This window comes from Diaphorobacter sp. JS3051 (assembly GCF_015832135.1).
GTDB lineage: Bacteria > Pseudomonadota > Gammaproteobacteria > Burkholderiales > Burkholderiaceae_C > Diaphorobacter > Diaphorobacter nitroreducens.
The window spans coordinates 3,102,831-3,119,273 of sequence record NZ_CP065406.1 but is presented as its reverse complement, the minus strand read 5'-3'; the positions used below and the strand labels follow the sequence as shown (position 1 = coordinate 3,119,273).

The 16,443-nt window shown below is 69.3% G+C and carries 15 protein-coding genes and 1 pseudogene; 8 read left to right on the top strand and 8 right to left on the bottom strand.

What is annotated here, in order from left to right:
* Window positions 1–46: 46 nt before the first annotated feature.
* Entirely contained in the window at window positions 47–1,168 is a 1,122-nt protein-coding gene (locus I3K84_RS14880) for an asparaginase (RefSeq protein WP_172208769.1), read from the top strand.
* 207 nt (window positions 1,169–1,375) lie between these two features.
* On the opposite strand, the gene I3K84_RS14875 is transcribed toward I3K84_RS14880, so the two are convergent.
* The gene (locus I3K84_RS14875) at window positions 1,376–2,332 is read right to left on the bottom strand and encodes an AEC family transporter (RefSeq protein ID WP_172208771.1); all 957 of its coding nucleotides are present in this window, start codon (window positions 2,330–2,332) and stop codon (window positions 1,376–1,378) included.
* A 176-nt stretch (window positions 2,333–2,508) separates the two neighbouring features.
* On the opposite strand from I3K84_RS14875, the gene I3K84_RS14870 reads away from it, so the two are divergent.
* From I3K84_RS14870 to I3K84_RS14855, 4 genes are all read left to right on the top strand, one after another.
* On the top strand, window positions 2,509–4,578 hold the full coding sequence (locus I3K84_RS14870; protein WP_011806952.1) for an ATP-dependent helicase: 2,070 nt from the start codon (window positions 2,509–2,511) through the stop codon (window positions 4,576–4,578).
* A gap of 4 nt (window positions 4,579–4,582) precedes the next feature.
* Window positions 4,583–5,017, top strand: coding sequence for a hypothetical protein (locus tag I3K84_RS14865; protein ID WP_196994877.1), 435 nt, complete (start codon window positions 4,583–4,585; stop codon window positions 5,015–5,017).
* Between the two features lie 41 nt (window positions 5,018–5,058).
* Window positions 5,059–6,243: a phospholipase A gene (locus I3K84_RS14860; protein ID WP_196994876.1), complete on the top strand. Its 1,185-nt coding sequence runs from the start codon at window positions 5,059–5,061 to the stop codon at window positions 6,241–6,243.
* Between the two features lie 241 nt (window positions 6,244–6,484).
* Window positions 6,485–6,871: a hypothetical protein gene (locus I3K84_RS14855; RefSeq protein ID WP_011806955.1), complete on the top strand. Its 387-nt coding sequence runs from the start codon at window positions 6,485–6,487 to the stop codon at window positions 6,869–6,871.
* A gap of 75 nt (window positions 6,872–6,946) precedes the next feature.
* Here the strand turns inward: I3K84_RS14855 and I3K84_RS14850 are convergent, their stop codons facing one another.
* The gene (locus I3K84_RS14850; protein ID WP_088888240.1) at window positions 6,947–7,435 is read right to left on the bottom strand and encodes a universal stress protein; all 489 of its coding nucleotides are present in this window, start codon (window positions 7,433–7,435) and stop codon (window positions 6,947–6,949) included.
* Window positions 7,436–7,537: 102 nt separating this feature from the next.
* Here I3K84_RS14850 and tgt point away from each other — a divergent pair, with 102 nt between their 5' ends.
* Window positions 7,538–8,710, top strand: coding sequence for a tRNA guanosine(34) transglycosylase Tgt (tgt, locus tag I3K84_RS14845; protein WP_196994875.1), 1,173 nt, complete (start codon window positions 7,538–7,540; stop codon window positions 8,708–8,710).
* Between the two features lie 79 nt (window positions 8,711–8,789).
* Entirely contained in the window at window positions 8,790–9,539 is a 750-nt protein-coding gene (locus I3K84_RS14840) for a DUF72 domain-containing protein (RefSeq protein ID WP_196994874.1), read from the top strand.
* Here I3K84_RS14840 and I3K84_RS14835 read toward each other — a convergent pair.
* The 5 genes and pseudogenes from I3K84_RS14835 to I3K84_RS14815 form a co-directional block, all read right to left on the bottom strand.
* On the bottom strand, window positions 9,536–10,696 hold the full coding sequence (locus tag I3K84_RS14835; protein WP_196994873.1) for a serine endopeptidase: 1,161 nt from the start codon (window positions 10,694–10,696) through the stop codon (window positions 9,536–9,538). The two genes, I3K84_RS14840 and I3K84_RS14835, sit on opposite strands and share 4 nt — an antisense overlap.
* A 78-nt stretch (window positions 10,697–10,774) precedes the next feature.
* Window positions 10,775–11,573, bottom strand: a pseudogene (locus I3K84_RS14830) (DUF2145 domain-containing protein).
* A 2-nt stretch (window positions 11,574–11,575) separates the two neighbouring features.
* Window positions 11,576–12,034 (bottom strand): hypothetical protein, encoded by a 459-nt coding sequence (locus tag I3K84_RS14825; protein ID WP_172208781.1) that lies wholly within the window; start codon window positions 12,032–12,034, stop codon window positions 11,576–11,578.
* 23 nt (window positions 12,035–12,057) lie between these two features.
* Window positions 12,058–12,540 carry a YiaA/YiaB family inner membrane protein gene (locus tag I3K84_RS14820; protein ID WP_015914406.1) on the bottom strand — a complete coding sequence of 161 codons (483 nt, stop codon included), beginning with the start codon at window positions 12,538–12,540 and terminating at the stop codon, window positions 12,058–12,060.
* Between the two features lie 128 nt (window positions 12,541–12,668).
* Window positions 12,669–13,178 (bottom strand): Lrp/AsnC family transcriptional regulator, encoded by a 510-nt coding sequence (locus I3K84_RS14815; protein WP_015914407.1) that lies wholly within the window; start codon window positions 13,176–13,178, stop codon window positions 12,669–12,671.
* 140 nt (window positions 13,179–13,318) lie between these two features.
* Here I3K84_RS14815 and I3K84_RS14810 point away from each other — a divergent pair, with 140 nt between their 5' ends.
* A complete protein-coding gene (locus tag I3K84_RS14810; protein ID WP_196994872.1) occupies window positions 13,319–14,335 on the top strand; it encodes a 1-aminocyclopropane-1-carboxylate deaminase in 1,017 nt (338 codons plus the stop codon).
* Between the two features lie 39 nt (window positions 14,336–14,374).
* Here I3K84_RS14810 and I3K84_RS14805 read toward each other — a convergent pair whose 3' ends face one another.
* A complete protein-coding gene (locus tag I3K84_RS14805; protein ID WP_196994871.1) occupies window positions 14,375–16,330 on the bottom strand; it encodes an MFS transporter in 1,956 nt (651 codons plus the stop codon).
* Window positions 16,331–16,443: the final 113 nt, after the last annotated feature.

Below are 16,443 nucleotides of genomic sequence, written 5' to 3'. Positions count from 1 at the left end.
TTCCGCCCCCGGTCCACGAGACCGCTTTTCTTTTTTGGAACCCACAATGACCTTCCAAGCGTTTCGCATGTCGCTGGTGGCCGCTGCCATCACCGTTGCCGGTTTTGCCGGCGCCCCCACCCTCGCCCACGCGCAGGACACGCGCGCCACGGCGGCCACGCAGGCCCAGCCGGCCGCCGCCAAGCCCCGCGTGGTGGTGCTGGCAACGGGCGGCACGATCGCCGGCGCCGGCGCCTCGGCCATGAACAGCGCCACCTACACGGCCGCCAAGGTGCCCGTGGACAAGCTGCTGGCCGGCCTGCCCGAGCTGTCCAACGTCGCCCAGGTGTCGGGCGAACAGGTGTTCCAGATCGCTTCCGAGAGCTTCACCAACGAACACCTGCTGAAGTTGGCCCAGCGCGTGTCGCAACTGGCCAAGCAGGGCGACGTGGACGGCATCGTCATCACCCATGGCACCGACACGCTGGCCGAGACCGCCTACTTCCTGAGCCTGACAGTGCGCACCGACAAGCCGATCGCGCTGGTCGGCTCCATGCGCCCGGGTACTGCCCTGTCGGCCGACGGCGCGCTGAACCTGGTCAACGCCGTGAGCGTGGCGGCCTCCAAGGATGCGCGCGGCAAGGGCGTGCTGGTCACCATGAACGACGAGATCAACACCGCGCGCGACGTGAACAAGGACATCAACATCCAGACCAGCGCCTTCAAGAGCCAGTGGGGCCCGCTGGGCATGGTGGTGGAGGGGAAGAATTACTGGTTCCGCGCGCCGGTGAAGCGCCACACCACGCAATCGGAATTCGACATCGACAGCATCACCTCGCTGCCCCAGGTGGACATCGTCTATGCCTACGGCAACGTGCAGCCCACGGCCGTGAACGCGCTGGTGGCCGGCGGCGCCAAGGCCATCATCCATGCCGGCACGGGCAACGGCTCAGTGGCCGACCGCATGGTCAAGCCGCTGCAGGACGCGCGCGCCAAGGGCGTGGTCATCGTGCGTTCGGCGCGCGTGCCCTACGGCTTCGTGCTGCGCAACGCCGAGCAGCCCGACGACAAGCACGACTGGGTGGTGGCCCACGATCTGCGCCCCGAAAAGGCGCGCATCCTGACCATGCTCGCCCTGGCCAAGGGCGCCAGCACGCAGGAACTGCAGCGCATGTTCTGGGAGTATTGAAGTCTGCCCCTCAGGCGCCCGCGCCTTCCCCTGCTCTCCCCTCGCGTCGCAATACGGGCAGGGGGACGGCACCCTCGCGGCGCGGCCGGTCCAGGTCCTTGCCCAATGGCCGTCGGTCTGGCGCACGCGGTACAACGGCTGCGCTTCAGGTGGATATTTTTTAGCCAAATCGACACCTAGCGCAGTCCCACCCTGCGCCAAGCGCTCTCATTTTTGAACCAAAAGCGCAACGGCGGCCGAAAAGCTGAGGAAAGCCAGCGCCGTACTCACCAGGATGATGCGCGCCACGCGCCCGCCGTGGGCCCCGAAGCGCTCCACCAGCAGCGCCACGTTGCTCGCGCTGGGCAGCGCGGCCAGCAGCACCATCACCGTGAGCGTGAACGGCGACAGGTCCACCCCCAGCGCCATCGCCGCACGCCCCACGCACCACACCAGCAGCGGGTGCACGACGAGCTTGGCCAGCGCGATCGGCACGTACTGGCCCGGCGGCACGTATTCCTGCTGGTTCATCTGCGAGCGCGCCAGCACCGCGCCAATGGTGAACAGCGCCACCGGCGATGCCGCGCCCGCCAGCATGGCCAGGGTCTGGTCCACGGGGCCCGGCAGCTGCCACTGCAGGACCGACGCCACGCCGCCCAGCACGATGGACCAGGGCATGGGGTTGGTGGCCATGCCGCGCAGCGCGTTGCGCAGCGCCACGGCCACGCCGTGCGCACCCGCGCCATCCAGGCGCGACAGCGCGATGCACGCCGAGCTGGTGATCACCAGGTCCACCGCCAGCACCACGATCACGGTGCCGGCACTGGCCTCGCCCAGCAACGCCACCAGCAGCGGAACACCCATGAAGCCGGTGTTGGGAAAGGCAGCCACCAGCGCGCCGAAGGCCGCATCGTTCCACCCCCGGCGCCGCAGCGTGAGGGCCACCGTGCCGCCCACCATGAGCAGCGCACACAGCAGGTACAGCCCGGCGACGGCCGGGTCCAGCAGCTGTGCGATGGGCGTGCTGGCGCCGAAGCGGTACAGCATGCATGGCAGCGCGAAATACAGCACGAAGCTGTTCAGCCCCCCGATGGCGGACACCGGCAGCGCCCCGGCCCGCGTGGCCAGGTAGCCGCACAGCACGAGGGCGAAGAAGGGGAAGGTGATCAGCAGGACGGACAGCACGGGCGCGATTGTCGCAGCGCCGCCGCGCGCTGAAACGCCTTGTCACCGGGCGTGCCACCCCGGGCAATCACCCTGGTGCGCGCACGCCGCTATCATGCACACCCGCTGTTCTCCCTCTCACCCGCCGCCCGCCGCAACCCGCGGCGCAGGCGCGCCCCGTTCCTCCCGCTGCATCCATGTCCGGTCTCAATCTTGCTCAGTTGCAGGCAGTGCACTACACCGAGGGCCCGTGCCTGGTGCTGGCAGGCGCGGGCTCGGGCAAGACGCGGGTGATCACGCACAAGATCGCGCGGCTGATCGAGACGGGCCTGGCGCCCCGGCGCATTGCCGCCATCACCTTCACCAACAAGGCCGCGGCCGAGATGCGCGAGCGCGCCGCCGGCCTGATCGGCCGCCAGGCCAAGGACGTGCTGGTGTGCACCTTCCACGCCCTGGGCGTGCGCATGGTGCGCGAGGACGGCCATGTGCTGGGCCTCAAGCCCTCGTTCAGCATCCTGGACCAGGACGACGTGACGGGCATCCTCAAGGACTGCGCGGGCGGCACCACCGACCTGGCCACCGCGCGCCAGTGGCAATGGACCATCAGCAACTGGAAGAACCAGGGCTGGGATGCGCGCAAGGCGCTGGCCATGGCCCAGGACGACCATGAGCGCAGCATCGCCCTGATCATGCAGCGCTACGAGGAGCGCCTGACGGCCTACCAGAGCGTGGATTTCGACGACCTGATCGGCATGCCCATGCGCCTCTTGCGCCACCACCCCGAGGTGCGCGAGAAGTGGCAGCGCCTCTTGGGCCACGTGCTGGTGGACGAATACCAGGACACCAACGCCACGCAGTACGAGCTGCTGAAATACCTGGTGGGCGAGCGCGCGCGCTTCACCGCCGTGGGCGACGACGACCAGAGCATCTACGGCTGGCGCGGCGCCACGCTGGACAACCTGAAGAAGCTGCCGCAGGACTTCCCGCAGCTCAACGTCATCAAGCTGGAGCAGAACTACCGCTCGACCAGCGCCATCCTGCGCGCGGCCAACCACGTCATCCAGCCCAATCCCAAGCTGTTTCCCAAGACGCTGTTCAGCGAGCTGGGCGAGGGCGAGCCCGTGCGCGTGGTCGATTGCGACAACGAGGAGCATGAGGCCGAGCGCGCCGTGGCGCGCATCCAGGGCCTGCGGGCAGCCAGCAATCCACCGCCGGCGTGGAAGAACTTCGCCATCCTCTACCGCGCCAACCACCAGGCCAAGCCGTTCGAGAAGGCCCTGCGCAAGGCCAACATCCCCTACAAGGTCTCGGGCGGCACCAGCTTCTTCGACCGCGCCGAGATCAAGGACCTGTGCGCGTGGTTCCGCCTGTGGATCAACAACGACGACGACCCGGCCTTCCTGCGTGCCGTCACCAGCCCGCGGCGTGGCGTGGGCCACACCACGCTGGCGGCGCTGGGCGAGTTCGCCACGCAGCACAAGCAAAGCATGTTCGGCGCGCTGTTCAACGCCATGCTGCCCGCCGTGATCCCCAAGCGGGGCCTGGAAGGCCTGCTGGAGTTCGGCCGCACCGTCAACGACCTGGAGCACCGCGCACGCCACACGCACGGCCACGAAGCCGCGCGTGCCTTCCTGGCCGACTGGCTCAAGGACATGGGCTACGAGCAGCACCTGTACGACAGCGAGGACAGCGAAAAGGTGGCCGCAGCGCGCTGGAGCAACGTGCTGGAGTTCTGCGACTGGATGGCGCAGCGCGCGGGCGGCCAGATCGACGACACCGCGGGCGCGACGGTGCAGGCCGCGACCAAGAGCCTGCTGGAGGTGGCGCAGACCATCGCCCTGCTGTCCACCATCTCCGAGCGCGAACAGGAGCAGGACATGGTGGTGCTGTCCACGCTGCATGCCAGCAAGGGGCTGGAGTGGCCGCACGTGATCCTGGCCGGCGTGACCGAGGGCATGCTGCCCTTCAAGCTGGACGATGACGACGGCCGCCAGCAGAAGGTGAGTGACGACACCCTGCAGCGCCTGCAGGAGGAGCGCCGCCTGATGTACGTGGGCATCACCCGCGCCCAGCGCACGCTGGCCGTGAGCTGGACCAAGAAGCGCAAGAAGGGGCGCGAGATGGTGGCCTGCCAGCCCAGCCGCTTCATTGCCGAGATGAAACTGGACGCCGCCACGGCGCGAGAGAACCCACGCGACAAGTTGCGCCAGTTGCGCGAGGAATTCGCGCGCAAGGCCCAGGCCGCCCCCAGCCCCGCCACGCCCTGAACCCATGTTGAAAACTATATTTTTGATAGCTGCCAGCGCTTTACTGGCAAGCGCTTGCGCCCAAAAACCCTCTCAACCTCCGCGCCCGGCCTGCCCCACGGCCGCGCAGATGGAGCAGCCCGAACTCGTGGGCCGCTGGCAGGCGCGGCTGGACGGCATCGCCGAGCCCGTGCTGCTGGAACTGGGCCCCCACCCCGAATGGGACGGCACGGTGAAGGGACGCATCCAGTGGCCGGGCTTCACCTCGGTGGTGGTGGGCGACGTGCACCAGGGCCGGCTCACCCTGGAAGAGTCGCGCGACGGCACGCGGGTCAGCGGCAACTGGAGCGGCGACGTCGTCGAAGGCAGCTGCGCGCGCGAGATCCGCGGCGAATGGACCGACGAGGCCGACCGGCCCTACACCTTCACCCTGCGCAAGCAGGCCCCTTCCCGGCCCTGACCTGCATGCCAGCCGTCACCGACCACGCGCATCATCCGACCATGACACAGCCTTCACACCCCCTGTCCCGCCTGGGCCTGGCCACCGCGCTGCTGGGCACGGCCCTGCCGCTGGTCAGCTGGGCCCAAACCGCCGCAGTCCCCGCCGTCAACCGGGCGGCCGGCTGGCGCCAGTGCGCCGCACTCACCGGTGACAGCCAGGCACGCCTGGCCTGCTTTGACCAGTGGGCCGGCGAGCAGAGCTGGCAGGCGCCGCCCGCTTCGGCCAGCGCCCAGCCCGCCGCCGCCGCCACGCAGGCGCCGCCCCCGCCGGTGGACGCCACGCTGCCGGCCACGCGCATCATCGACGTGGCGCAGGTGGACGGCTGCCGCGACGGCCAGTACAGCACCCTGTCGCGCTTCTGGGAGCTGGAGACGGGCAGCGACTGCGGGGCGTTCCGCTTTCGCGGGTACCGGCCCATGAGCGTGTCCGTCGTGGGCGCCACCAGCGTCAACCGCCTGCCCACCTCGGGCAGCCCGGACAACAACGCCACCAGCGAGGTGGACTACCGCAAGACCGAGATGCGCGTGCAGCTGTCGGTGCGTACCAAGCTCGCGCAGGGCCTGCTCACGCGCGGCCACCCCACGCTGCGCGACTCGCTGTGGGCGGGCTACACGCAGCAGTCGTACTGGCAGCTGTTCTCGCCGGGCATCTCGCGGCCGTTCCGCAACACGGACCACGAGCCCGAGATCATGTACGTGTACCCCACCGACGCCAAGCTGCCCTTCGGCTGGCGCTGGCGCTACAGCGGCATCGGCCTGGTGCACCAGTCCAACGGCCAGAGCCTGCCGCTGTCGCGCAGCTGGAACCGCGTGTACCTGATGACCGGCATGGAGCTGGACAACCGCTGGACCGTCACCGGCCGTCTGTGGAAGCGCCTGCACGAGAGCGCGGACAGCGACGACAACCCCGGCATCAGCAACTACGTGGGCCGGGCCGAGCTGGGCCTGACCTGGAACGTGGACAAGGACAACACCCTGGCGCTGACCGCACGGCATTCGCTGGGGGCGACCGGGCGCGGCTCGGCACGGCTGGAATGGCTGCAAACCCTCGGAACCAGCCTGGTGGGCAACCGCACCAACCTGCGCCTGCACACCCAGCTGTTCACGGGCTACGGCGACAGCCTGATCGACTACAACCGCAAGCGCACCGTGTTCAGCGTGGGCCTGAGCCTGGTGGATTTCTGAACCCCACAGCGCGAATGGATGGGCGGGCGCGCCACGCGCGCCTGCCGGCCCGATCACAACCGGTTACCCTTTGACCGGGCCGGCGGGTTGAAGGCGCCGCAGTGCGCCGACACAATCGGGCGCACCCCGGCGCCGCCGGGGGCGGGCCCGCGCCCTGCGCAATAAGCGCCTGCTTTCGCGCGGTATTCGCCCCATCACCGGCCAGCGCCGTCCGCACAATGCAGCCCGGAGGACGACGACCATGGACCTGCAATACCAGCTGAAGGCCGGCAGCTACTACCTGTACGACATGCGCGAAACGCCCAGCGCAGTCACGGGCGAGCGTCGCTTCAAGCTCAAGACCGACACCGTGGCCATTGCCTTCGACCTGCATACCGGCGAGGTGCACCAGCACGGCAGCCCGGCACGCATCCAGTCCTGGGCCACGCACACGCGCCGGCGCCTGCGCGCCGCAGGCGCGGCGGACGTGGCCAACGACATCGTCGTCGTCTCCGGTCCGCTGCCCGTGGACGAGCTCAACAAATGCCTGTGGATCAGCGGCTACTGCCGGCGCATGTTCACGCGCCTGGCCAGCCTGCCGCACGGCAAGCTGCAGCGCGCGGCGCAGCAATGGAAAAAAGCAGCCTGAACGCCCTTCTCATCTGCGCCAGCAGCTCTTGATTCAATAGCACAACGGGTCCCGCGGGACCCGTTGTTTCTGGTGTCAGTCCTGCGCGCCTAGGTCGTCGTCCTGGTCGTCATCCTCGGGCAGCTCCTCCGGCTCCGCATGCTTGACCACGGTGACGGGCACGGGACTTTGCTGCACCAGCGCCTGCGATACCGAGCCCAGCAGCGTGCCGCGCAGCCCGCCCAGGCCGCGCGCGCCGATGATGAGCGCGTCGCAGCCGCAGCGCTCCACCATGTCCACCAGCGTGGCCGCCACGGGGCCCAGACCGATCTCGGTCTCATACGGCACGCCCGCGGCCTCCACCATCGCCACGGCCGACGCCATCAGGTGCTGGCCCGCCTCCACGCTCGCGGCGGCCACGGCGTCCGCGCCCTGCGTGGCCAACTCGATCAGCGAGGCCTCTTCCTGCACGTGGCCCAGTACCAGCGTGGCCTGCAGGCCGCCGCGGCGCACCAGGGCCACGCCATGGCGCACCGCGTCGAGCGCGAGTTCGGAGCCATCAACGGCGATCAGGATTCGGAACATGGGGGCACCTCCTTGCAATGCTGTGTCGATAGGGTCAGTGTAGGCCGCGCGGGGCGCTGCGGGCACCAATCCCCGCCGGTGCAGTCTGGGACAATCGCGCCCATGCTCAAGTTTGAAATCCTGGCCACCGACACCTCCAGCCACGCGCGCCGCGGCACGCTCACGCTCAACCACGGCGTGGTGCAGACCCCCATCTTCATGCCCGTGGGCACCTACGGCACCGTCAAGGGCGTGATGCCGCGCAGCCTGCGCGAGATGGGCGCGCAGATCATCCTGGGCAACACCTTCCACCTGTGGATGCGGCCCGGCCTGGACGTGATGCAGAGCTTTGGCGGCCTGCACGGCTTCGAGCAGTGGGACAAGCCCATCCTCACGGACTCGGGCGGGTTCCAGGTCTGGAGCCTGGGCAGCATGCGCAAGATCACCGAAGAAGGCGTGCATTTCGCCTCGCCCGTGAACGGCGACAAGCTGTTCATGTCGCCCGAGGTGAGCATGCAGATCCAGACCACGCTCAACAGCGACATCGTGATGCAGCTGGACGAGTGCACGCCCTACGAGACCAACGGCCACAAGACCACCGAGGCCGAGGCGCGCAAGAGCATGGAGATGAGCCGCCGCTGGGCGGTGCGTTCCAAGAATGAATTCGAGCGCCTGGGCAACCCCAACGCGCTGTTCGGCATCGTGCAGGGCGGCATGTACAAGAACCTGCGCCAGGAATCGCTCGAAGCCCTGGTGGAGATGGACTTCCCCGGCTACGCCGTGGGCGGCGTGAGCGTGGGCGAGCCCAAGGACGAGATGCTGGACATCATGGCGCACACCCCCCACCGCCTGCCCGCGCACAAGCCGCGCTACCTGATGGGTGTGGGCACGCCGGAGGACCTGGTGGAGGGCGTGGCCCAGGGCGTGGACATGTTCGACTGCGTGATGCCCACGCGCAATGCGCGCAACGGCACACTGTTCACGCGCTATGGCGACCTGAAGATCCGCAACGCCCGCCACAAGACCGACCACCAGCCGCTGGACCCGAGCTGTACCTGCCACGCCTGCGCGGGCACCGAGGGCGTAAGCTGGAACGACGGGGGCCGCGGCGGCTTCTCGCGCGCCTACCTGCACCACCTGGACCGCTGCGGCGAGATGCTGGGGCCCATGCTCACCACCATCCACAACCTGCACTACTACCTGAACCTGATGCGCGAGGTGCGCGAAGCGCTGGAGGCCGGGCAGTTCGGCGCCTTCCGCGCGCGCTTCAAGGCCGAGCGCGCACGCGGCGTATAGCGCCGCGTAGGCGGCGGCTGACGGCGAGGGCCGGCGCATTCCGCGCGCGGCGCCGCGCCATCCTTCCTATGCTGGCGCGATGGACACCCGACCGTCGACAGCCGCACCGCTGCACATCGGCACCGCGGGGTGGAACGTGCCGCAGGGCAGCCGGCACCGGTTCCCGGCCGAAGGCTCGCACCTGGAGCGCTACGCCGCCCGGCTGCCCGCCGTGGAGATCAATTCATCGTTCTACCGCCCCCACCAGCGCAGCACGTACGAGCGCTGGGCCGCGTCCACGCCGCCAGCGTTCCGCTTCAGCGTCAAGCTGCCGCGCAGCATCACGCACACGGCGCGCCTGAAGGGCACGGACGCGCTGCTGGAGGCTTTCCTGGAACAGGTGCAGGGGCTGGGGGAGCGCCTGGGCTGTCTGCTGGTGCAATTGCCGCCCAGCCTGCGGCTCGACCGGCCCGTCGCCGAGGCGTTCCTGCGCGGCCTGCGCGAACGGCATCCGCACGGCAGCGTTGCCGTGGAGCCGCGCCACGCCAGCTGGTTCACGCCGGAGGGCGACACGCTGCTGCGCGCCTGGCAGGCCGGCCGCGTGCTGGCCGACCCGGTGCTGCACGCGGGCGGCGAGGTGCCCGGCGGCTGGCCCGGCCTGGTCTACTGCCGTCTGCATGGCGCACCGCGCGTGTACTACTCGGCCTATGACGCGGCGCTGGTCGACGCGCTAGCGGTACGGCTGCGGGTCGCCACCCTGGCAGCGCGCAGCGTGTGGTGCATCTTCGACAACACGGCCAGCGGCGCGGCGGCTGCCAACGCGCTGGACCTGCACCAGGCCTGCGCCTAGCGATTCCCTGCCGCGCCGGGCATCGCACCGTGGGGCGGCGTACCGGTGGGGGCCGCGCCGGCGGGCGGCATGCCCGAGGGGACCGCACCGGCAGGGGCCGCACCGGGCGAGGCCATCCCGGACGGCGCCGCACCGGCCCCGCAGGCATGGCAGAAACGGGCGAAGGCGCTCTTGCGCGTGCCGCAGGCACCGCAGCGGTCGAACAGGCCGATGCCGCAGTGCGGGCAGAAGTCGGTCACCCCGTCCTTCAGGTCCACCAGCCGTTCGCACCCCGGGCACACGCCCTTGGCCAGGCGCGCCAGGGCCACGTCGTAGCCCAGCTCCTTGCGGCGCTCCTGCTCGGGCAGGGCCTCGGCCTGTTTCTGGCGCTCCAGGTAGCGGTTGAGCGCAAGGATGGCGTAGCGCCCCACCAGCGCCGTGACCACGATGCCCACCACGTAGCGCACGTAGCCGCCATAGCTGGGCAGGTAGGGCACCAGCTCCACGAAGAACGCGAACACCGCGAAGAAGATGAAGCCCCACACGAACGGCCACCAGGTGCTCTTGCGCTTTTTGGCGAACAGCCAGCCTGCCGCCACCAGCAGCGGCAGCGTGAGCGCCAGGCGGTAGAGGAACACGCGCAACTCCACCTTGCGCCGCTCGGCGGCCATCTTCTCGTAGCCGCCCTGCTCCAGGCGCCCCAGGCGCTGCTGCGCGGCCTGCGCGGCCTGGCGCGCGTCCAGCAGGGCTTGGTCCTGCGCCTGCACGGCCTGCTGGGCCCGGCGCTCCTGGGCCTTGAGGGCGTCCAGCGCCTGGGTGCGCGCGATCACCTCGGGGTCGTGCTCGGCGCGCTGGGTGGCGCGGCGTGCGGCCAGCCAGTTGCTGAAGGTCTCGCGCTCGGCCTGCGTCTCGCTGCGCGCCTTGGCGTGCTGCAGCCGGGCCTGCTCCAGCGCGGTCTGGGCCTCCTGCTCGGCCTGGCGCGCTTCCTTGACCTGGGCGCGCAGCGCCTGGGCGGCGTTGCGGTCCAGGAAGTCGTCCAGCTGCAAGGGCGCCTCCACCTTGGGCAGGTCGCCCACGATGGTGCCGCCCAGCCCGATCAGAAAGCTGGCGAACACCAGCGCCACCAGCCACAGGCCGCGGCGAAACCATTTCTCCGACAGTCGCAATGCCTTGCTCATGTGTGATCCCTCACGATGTTTGCTATTGGAATAGTAGCTGCTCGCGCTTGATGGATAAGCGCAGGAGCCCATTTTTGCTTAAAACTTCTCCGGGCCCAGCACCTGCACCTGCGGGGCGCCCGCCAGCCGCGCATGCTGCAGCCATGCGAGGGCGGAGTCCACCGTCACGGTCTCGATGCGGTCGGCGTAGCGCTGCGCGGACGGATGGTCGTCGAAGGCGACGTTGGCCGCCGTCATGCGCCCGCCCAGCCGCGTGAGCGGCCCGATGCGCAGCACCGTGGGCTGGTAGCCCTGCAGCCGCAGCCAGGCCTGGGCCTGCGCGCGGGTCTGGGCGCGCTCGGGCTCCATGGCCAGGGCCAGGGTCTCCAGCGCCCACTGGTTGGACTGCTGGTAGGTCGTGCCCCACGCATAGCTCACCATGCTGTAGGCACGCTGGTGCAGCCGCGTGGCGCGCGCCGTCGGCCAGCACGGGCAGCAGCGCCTGCTGCACGGCGGGCGTGGGTACGGCCCACACGGCCTCGTGGCGCCACAGGTCGTCCAGGAAGAACTCGCCCAGCCCCTGGCGGTACACGGCGGCCACGGCGGTGCCGCAGTCGTTGAGCTTGTGCACCACGCGCCACGGGCCCTCGGGCGTCTTGTAGGCCCAGCCCAGGTGCGAGTAGCGCAGGCCGTAGCGGGACAAGTCCTGCCCCGCGCGCGCCAGCACCACCACGCGGGCGCCGCTGGCGTCCAGCGCCTGGGCCGTCTGCTGCGCCAGCTGCATGCCCTGGGCGATGGTCTGCGCCGTGGGCTGGTGCGGCTCGCAGGAGCGGCCCGCATGTGCCGCCATGGCCGCCAGTGCCAGGGCGGCGGCCGCGATCCAGTGCAGGGTGCGCATGGTCAGAGCCTTTCGTTGTGCAGCAGCGCGCGGCCCAGCGCGTTGGGCACGAAGGCCAGCACCTCGCCCGCGGCCGACAGGATCACGCCCGTGCCGATCACGCTGCAGGTGAGCACCGTGCCCACGGCACCACTGGCGGCACCGGCGGCGCGGCCCGAGACCTCCACGCTGGCCTGGGCGCCGTCCGATGCACGCTCCAGCAGGTACACCGTGCCCGTGGCCGAGGCCTGCACGGCCTTCACCGTGAGCACCGCGCCGCCCACCGACAGCGCCGCCGGCAGGGCCACCACGGCGCCCGCCGCCGCGGACGCCCCGCCCGCGGCCACGACCACGGAGGCCACCGGCATCAGCGACAGCGCGGCAGAGGCCTCGCTGTGCGCCCGCGCCGGCAGCGCCGCGCCGCACAGCAGGCCCAGCGCCAGCAGCGCGGGGGCGAAGGTCTTGCGAAAAAGGGTTGGCATGTGGGTCTCCTGCGCGGCGGGCATCATTCAGCGGCCTCGGTGCGGGCCTGCAGGCGGCTGCGCAGGCGGGCGTCGGCCAGATCCGCCTCGTGGCGGTCGCGCAGCATCTTGGCCAGCGTGAACGCGCAGGTGATGAGGTATAGCCAGCTCACGCCCAAAAAGGCCTTGTAGGTGGCGCTGATCGCCATGCCCCACAGCCCCCAGCCGGTGAGCCCCATGGCCACCGCAAAGCCGCCCCAGACGACGAGCTTCCACAGCGGGGTGTCGCCACCGCCCTGGCCGGCGCCGCGGCGCGCGCCCTGGTTGTCGCGCACGAACTTGGCCAGCATGAAGGCCGCCGACAGGCAGAACACGTAGCCCATGAACATGAAGGCCACCTCCAGCCGCTCGCCCGGCAGCCAGGCCAGGCCGGTGGCGCACAGGAACACGGCGATGCCGAACGAGGCCCACACCTGGAACTGCCAGGCCCGCGTGTCGCGCTGGAGGGTGGGGGTAGAGGAATGCATGGTGGTCGGTGCCCGCAGGCGTTGGTTGAACACGGGGCGGATGCTGCGGCCGCACGGCGCCAAAGCAGCCGATATTCCGACGCAGTAACCTATCCAGCATCGAAAAGTATCGCCATGCGATACCGCATTCAGATCGCCAGCGGCAGCTCGGTGGTGGACAGCACGTTGCGCAGCACCATGAACGAGCGCACCTGCCGCACGCCCGGCAGGTACAGCAGCTGCTCGGCATGCAGGCGGTTGAAGCTCTCGCTGTCGCGCGTGCGGATCAGCATGAAGTAGTCGAATTCGCCCGTGACCACGTGGCATTCCATGCAGCCCGAGATCTTGGCCGCCGCCTTCTCGAAGGCCGAGAACGACTCGGGCGTGGAGCGGTCCAGCACCACGCCGATCATCACCAGCATGCCCGCACCCACCGCCTGCGGGTTCAGCCGCGCCACCACGCCATCGATGAAGCCCAGCCGCTTGAGCCGCTCCACGCGGCGCAGGCAGGCCGGCGGGCTCAGGTGCACCTTGGCCGCCAGGGCCACGTTGGACAGCGACGCGTCGCGCTGCAGCAGGCGCAGGATGGCGCGGTCGGTGCGGTCCACCTCGGCACCCTCTGCCGCGGCATTCACGTTGCGTTTTTTTATTGCGGCCATGGCTTGATTTGAGAAATGAAATACTGCTATTTAGCGGTGAGTACTTTTTTTGATTCTTGAAATCATCTTATTTCACAACCCTGTTAATGCGCGGTTTTCCTACGATGCAAGGCACCTTCCCCATCGACCGGAACACCGCCATGAACCTGCAGAAATTCCCCCGCCATCCCCTGACCTTCGGCCCCACGCCCATCCAGCCGCTCAAGCGCCTGTCGCAGCACCTGGGCGGCAAGGTAGAGCTGTACGCCAAGCGCGAGGACTGCAACTCGGGCCTGGCCTTCGGCGGCAACAAGACGCGCAAGTTGGAGTACCTGATCCCCGAGGCAATTGCCGGCGGCTACGACACGCTGGTGTCCATCGGCGGCATCCAGTCCAACCAGACGCGCCAGGTGGCCGCCGTGGCCGCGCATTTGGGGCTCAAGTGCGTGCTGGTGCAGGAGAACTGGGTCAACTACTCCGATGCGGTGTACGACCGCGTCGGCAACATCGAGATGAGCCGCATCCTGGGCGCCGACGTGCGCCTGGACGCGGCGGGCTTCGACATCGGCATCCGCCCGAGCTGGGAGCAGGCCATGGCGGACGTGAAGCAGGCCGGCGGCAAGCCCTTTCCCATTCCTGCTGGCTGCTCCGAGCACCCTTATGGCGGCCTGGGCTTCGTCGGCTTTGCCGAGGAAGTGCGCCAGCAGGAAAAAGAGCTGGGCTTTCGGTTTGACTACATCGTCGTGTGCTCGGTCACGGGCAGCACGCAGGCGGGCATGGTGGTGGGCTTTGCCGCCGACGGGCGCGCGAGCCGGGTGATCGGCATCGACGCATCGGCCACGCCCGAGAAGACCCACGCGCAGATCCTGCGCATCGCGCAGAGCACCGCCGATCTGGTGGAGCTGGGCCAGGACATCACCGCCGAGGATGTGGTGCTGGACACGCGCTACGGCGGCCCGGAATACGGCCTGCCCAATGAAGGCACGCTGGAGGCCATCCGCCTGTGCGCTCGCCAGGAGGGCATGCTCACGGACCCGGTGTACGAGGGCAAGTCCATGCACGGCATGATCGAGCGGGTGCGCAACGGCGAATTCCCGGCCGGATCGAAGGTGCTGTACGCGCATCTGGGCGGCGTGCCGGCCCTGAACGCGTACAGCTTTCTTTTTCGCAACGGCTGAAGCCGCAGCGGATGCGCAGGCCCTGGGGCGCCTGCTGGCTCAGGCGCTGATCTGAAGCAGCCCCGCCACCCGCTCACGCAGCAGGGCGGGCTGCACCTCGGCAGCCGGCAGCGGTGCGCCGACGTTCAGCCCCACGCGGTTGAACATGCCGCGGCGGAACGGCCGCACCATGGCGCCGCCCTGCTCGATGCGGCTGAAGAACGAGCCCCACAGGTTGGTCAGCGCCATGGGCACCACCGGCGCCTGCACGCCGTCGGCCTGCGCGCGTTCGATGATCTTCATGATGCCGCCCTTGAACGCCTGCAGTTGCCCGTCGCGCGTGATGCCGCCCTCGGGGAAGATGGCGAGCAGGTCGCCGCCCTTCAGCACCTGGGCCGCGCGCTCGAACGCGGCTTCGTAGGTGGCGGCATCGTCCTTTTGCGGCGCGACGGGAATGGCCTTGGCCAGGCGGAACAGCGCACCCAGCACCGGGATGCGGAAGATGCGGTGGTCCATGATGAAGTAGATGGGGCGGGGGCTGGCCGCCATCAGCAGCACGGCATCGACGAAGCTCACATGGTTGCAGGCCAGGATGGCCGCGCCCTCCGTGGGAATGTGCTCGTCGCCGCGCACCTTGAAACGGTAGATGCAGCGCGACAGCACCCAGGCCACGAAGCGCAGCAGGTACTCGGGCACCAGCAGGAAGATGTAGAACGCCACCACCGCATTGGCGATGCCGGTGAACAGGAAGATCTGCGGCACCGTGAAGCCCGCCGACAGCAGCGCCCCCGCGAGCACGGCACTGGCGATCATGAACAGCGCGTTGAGGATGTTGTTGGCGGCGATGATGCGCGCGCGGTGCGTGGGCTGGCTGCGCATCTGGATCAACGCGTACATGGGCACGCTGTACAGGCCCGCGAACAGCGACAGCAGCAGCAGGTCGGTCATCACGCGCCAGTGCGCGGGCTGCGCCGCGAAGGCCGCCAGGGTGAGCACCTCCGACGGCGGCAGGGCCCGCGAGGCGAAGTACAGGTCGATGGCGAACACGCTCATGCCGATGGCGCCCAGCGGCACCAGGCCGATCTCCACATGCCGGCGCGAGAGCACCTCGCACAGCAGCGAGCCGATGCCGATGCCCACCGAGAACACCACCAGCAGCAGCGACGCCACCTGTTCGTTGCCATGCAGCACGTCCTTGGCGAAGCTGGGGAACTGCGACAGGAACACCGCGCCGAAGAACCACATCCACGAGATGCCCAGCAGCGAGCGGAACACCACGGTGTTGCCGTGCGCCAGCTTCAGGTTGCGCCACGTCTCGCTGACCGGGTTCCAGTTCACCGTCAGGCCCGGGTCGGTGGCCGGGGCCGGCGGAATGAACTGCGCCACCAGGCGGCCCAGCAAAGCCAGCGCCAGACAGGCCAACGCCACCGTGGTGTGGCCGATGCCCGGCAGCGCCACCAGCAGACCGCCCGCGACGTTGCCCAGCAGGATGGCGACGAAGGTGCCCATCTCCACCATGCCGTTGCCGCCCGTCAGCTCGCGCTCGTTCAAGGCCTGCGGCAGGTAGGCGAACTTCACGGGGCCGAACAGCGTGGAATGCAGCCCCATCAGGAACACGCAGCCCAGCAGGATGGCCGCGCTGCCGGCCACGAAGCCCCCGCCCGCCACCAGCATGATGGCGATCTCCAGGTTCTTCACGAAGCGGATGATGCGCGTCTTCTCGTACTTGTCCGTGAGCTGCCCCGCCGTGGCGGAAAACAGCAGGAACGGCAGGATGAACAGCGCGCCGATCACCAGTCCCGCCAGCGCCGGCGGCATCCACGACACGCTGAGCTGGTAGGTCACCATCACCGTGAAGGCGAACTTGAACAGGTTGTCGTTGGCCGCGCCGGCGAACTGCGTCCAGAAGAACGGCGCGAAGCGGCGCTGGCGCAGCAGCGCGAACTGGTTGGGGTGCGCCGCCGCCTCGGCAGGCTGGGCGGTGGGCGACAAGGTCACGGGGTGCTGCGCGCTCATATGCGGTGTGCTGGGGTGTGAAGGTGCCGCGCATTGTGCGCACAAAGCCCGCACAGGCCAGCCGCTTGTGGGCCTTGGTGGCTTGGATCACACTTAGGGTATCGCCATTCGAT

Excerpts from the sequence above, each read along its gene's own strand:
- I3K84_RS14880 (WP_172208769.1), top strand. The coding sequence starts at position 47 with ATGACCTTCCAAGCGTTTCGCATGTCGCTGGTGGCCGCTGCCATCACC.
- I3K84_RS14870 (WP_011806952.1), top strand. The coding sequence starts at position 2,509 with ATGTCCGGTCTCAATCTTGCTCAGTTGCAGGCAGTGCACTACACCGAG.
- I3K84_RS14865 (WP_196994877.1), top strand. The coding sequence starts at position 4,583 with ATGTTGAAAACTATATTTTTGATAGCTGCCAGCGCTTTACTGGCAAGC.
- I3K84_RS14860 (WP_196994876.1), top strand. The coding sequence starts at position 5,059 with ATGACACAGCCTTCACACCCCCTGTCCCGCCTGGGCCTGGCCACCGCG.
- I3K84_RS14855 (WP_011806955.1), top strand. The coding sequence starts at position 6,485 with ATGGACCTGCAATACCAGCTGAAGGCCGGCAGCTACTACCTGTACGAC.
- I3K84_RS14850 (WP_088888240.1), bottom strand. The coding sequence starts at position 7,435 with ATGTTCCGAATCCTGATCGCCGTTGATGGCTCCGAACTCGCGCTCGAC.
- tgt (WP_196994875.1), top strand. The coding sequence starts at position 7,538 with ATGCTCAAGTTTGAAATCCTGGCCACCGACACCTCCAGCCACGCGCGC.
- I3K84_RS14840 (WP_196994874.1), top strand. The coding sequence starts at position 8,790 with ATGGACACCCGACCGTCGACAGCCGCACCGCTGCACATCGGCACCGCG.
- I3K84_RS14835 (WP_196994873.1), bottom strand. The coding sequence starts at position 10,696 with ATGAGCAAGGCATTGCGACTGTCGGAGAAATGGTTTCGCCGCGGCCTG.
- I3K84_RS14825 (WP_172208781.1), bottom strand. The coding sequence starts at position 12,034 with ATGCCAACCCTTTTTCGCAAGACCTTCGCCCCCGCGCTGCTGGCGCTG.
- I3K84_RS14820 (WP_015914406.1), bottom strand. The coding sequence starts at position 12,540 with ATGCATTCCTCTACCCCCACCCTCCAGCGCGACACGCGGGCCTGGCAG.
- I3K84_RS14815 (WP_015914407.1), bottom strand. The coding sequence starts at position 13,178 with ATGGCCGCAATAAAAAAACGCAACGTGAATGCCGCGGCAGAGGGTGCC.
- I3K84_RS14810 (WP_196994872.1), top strand. The coding sequence starts at position 13,319 with ATGAACCTGCAGAAATTCCCCCGCCATCCCCTGACCTTCGGCCCCACG.
- I3K84_RS14805 (WP_196994871.1), bottom strand. The coding sequence starts at position 16,330 with ATGAGCGCGCAGCACCCCGTGACCTTGTCGCCCACCGCCCAGCCTGCC.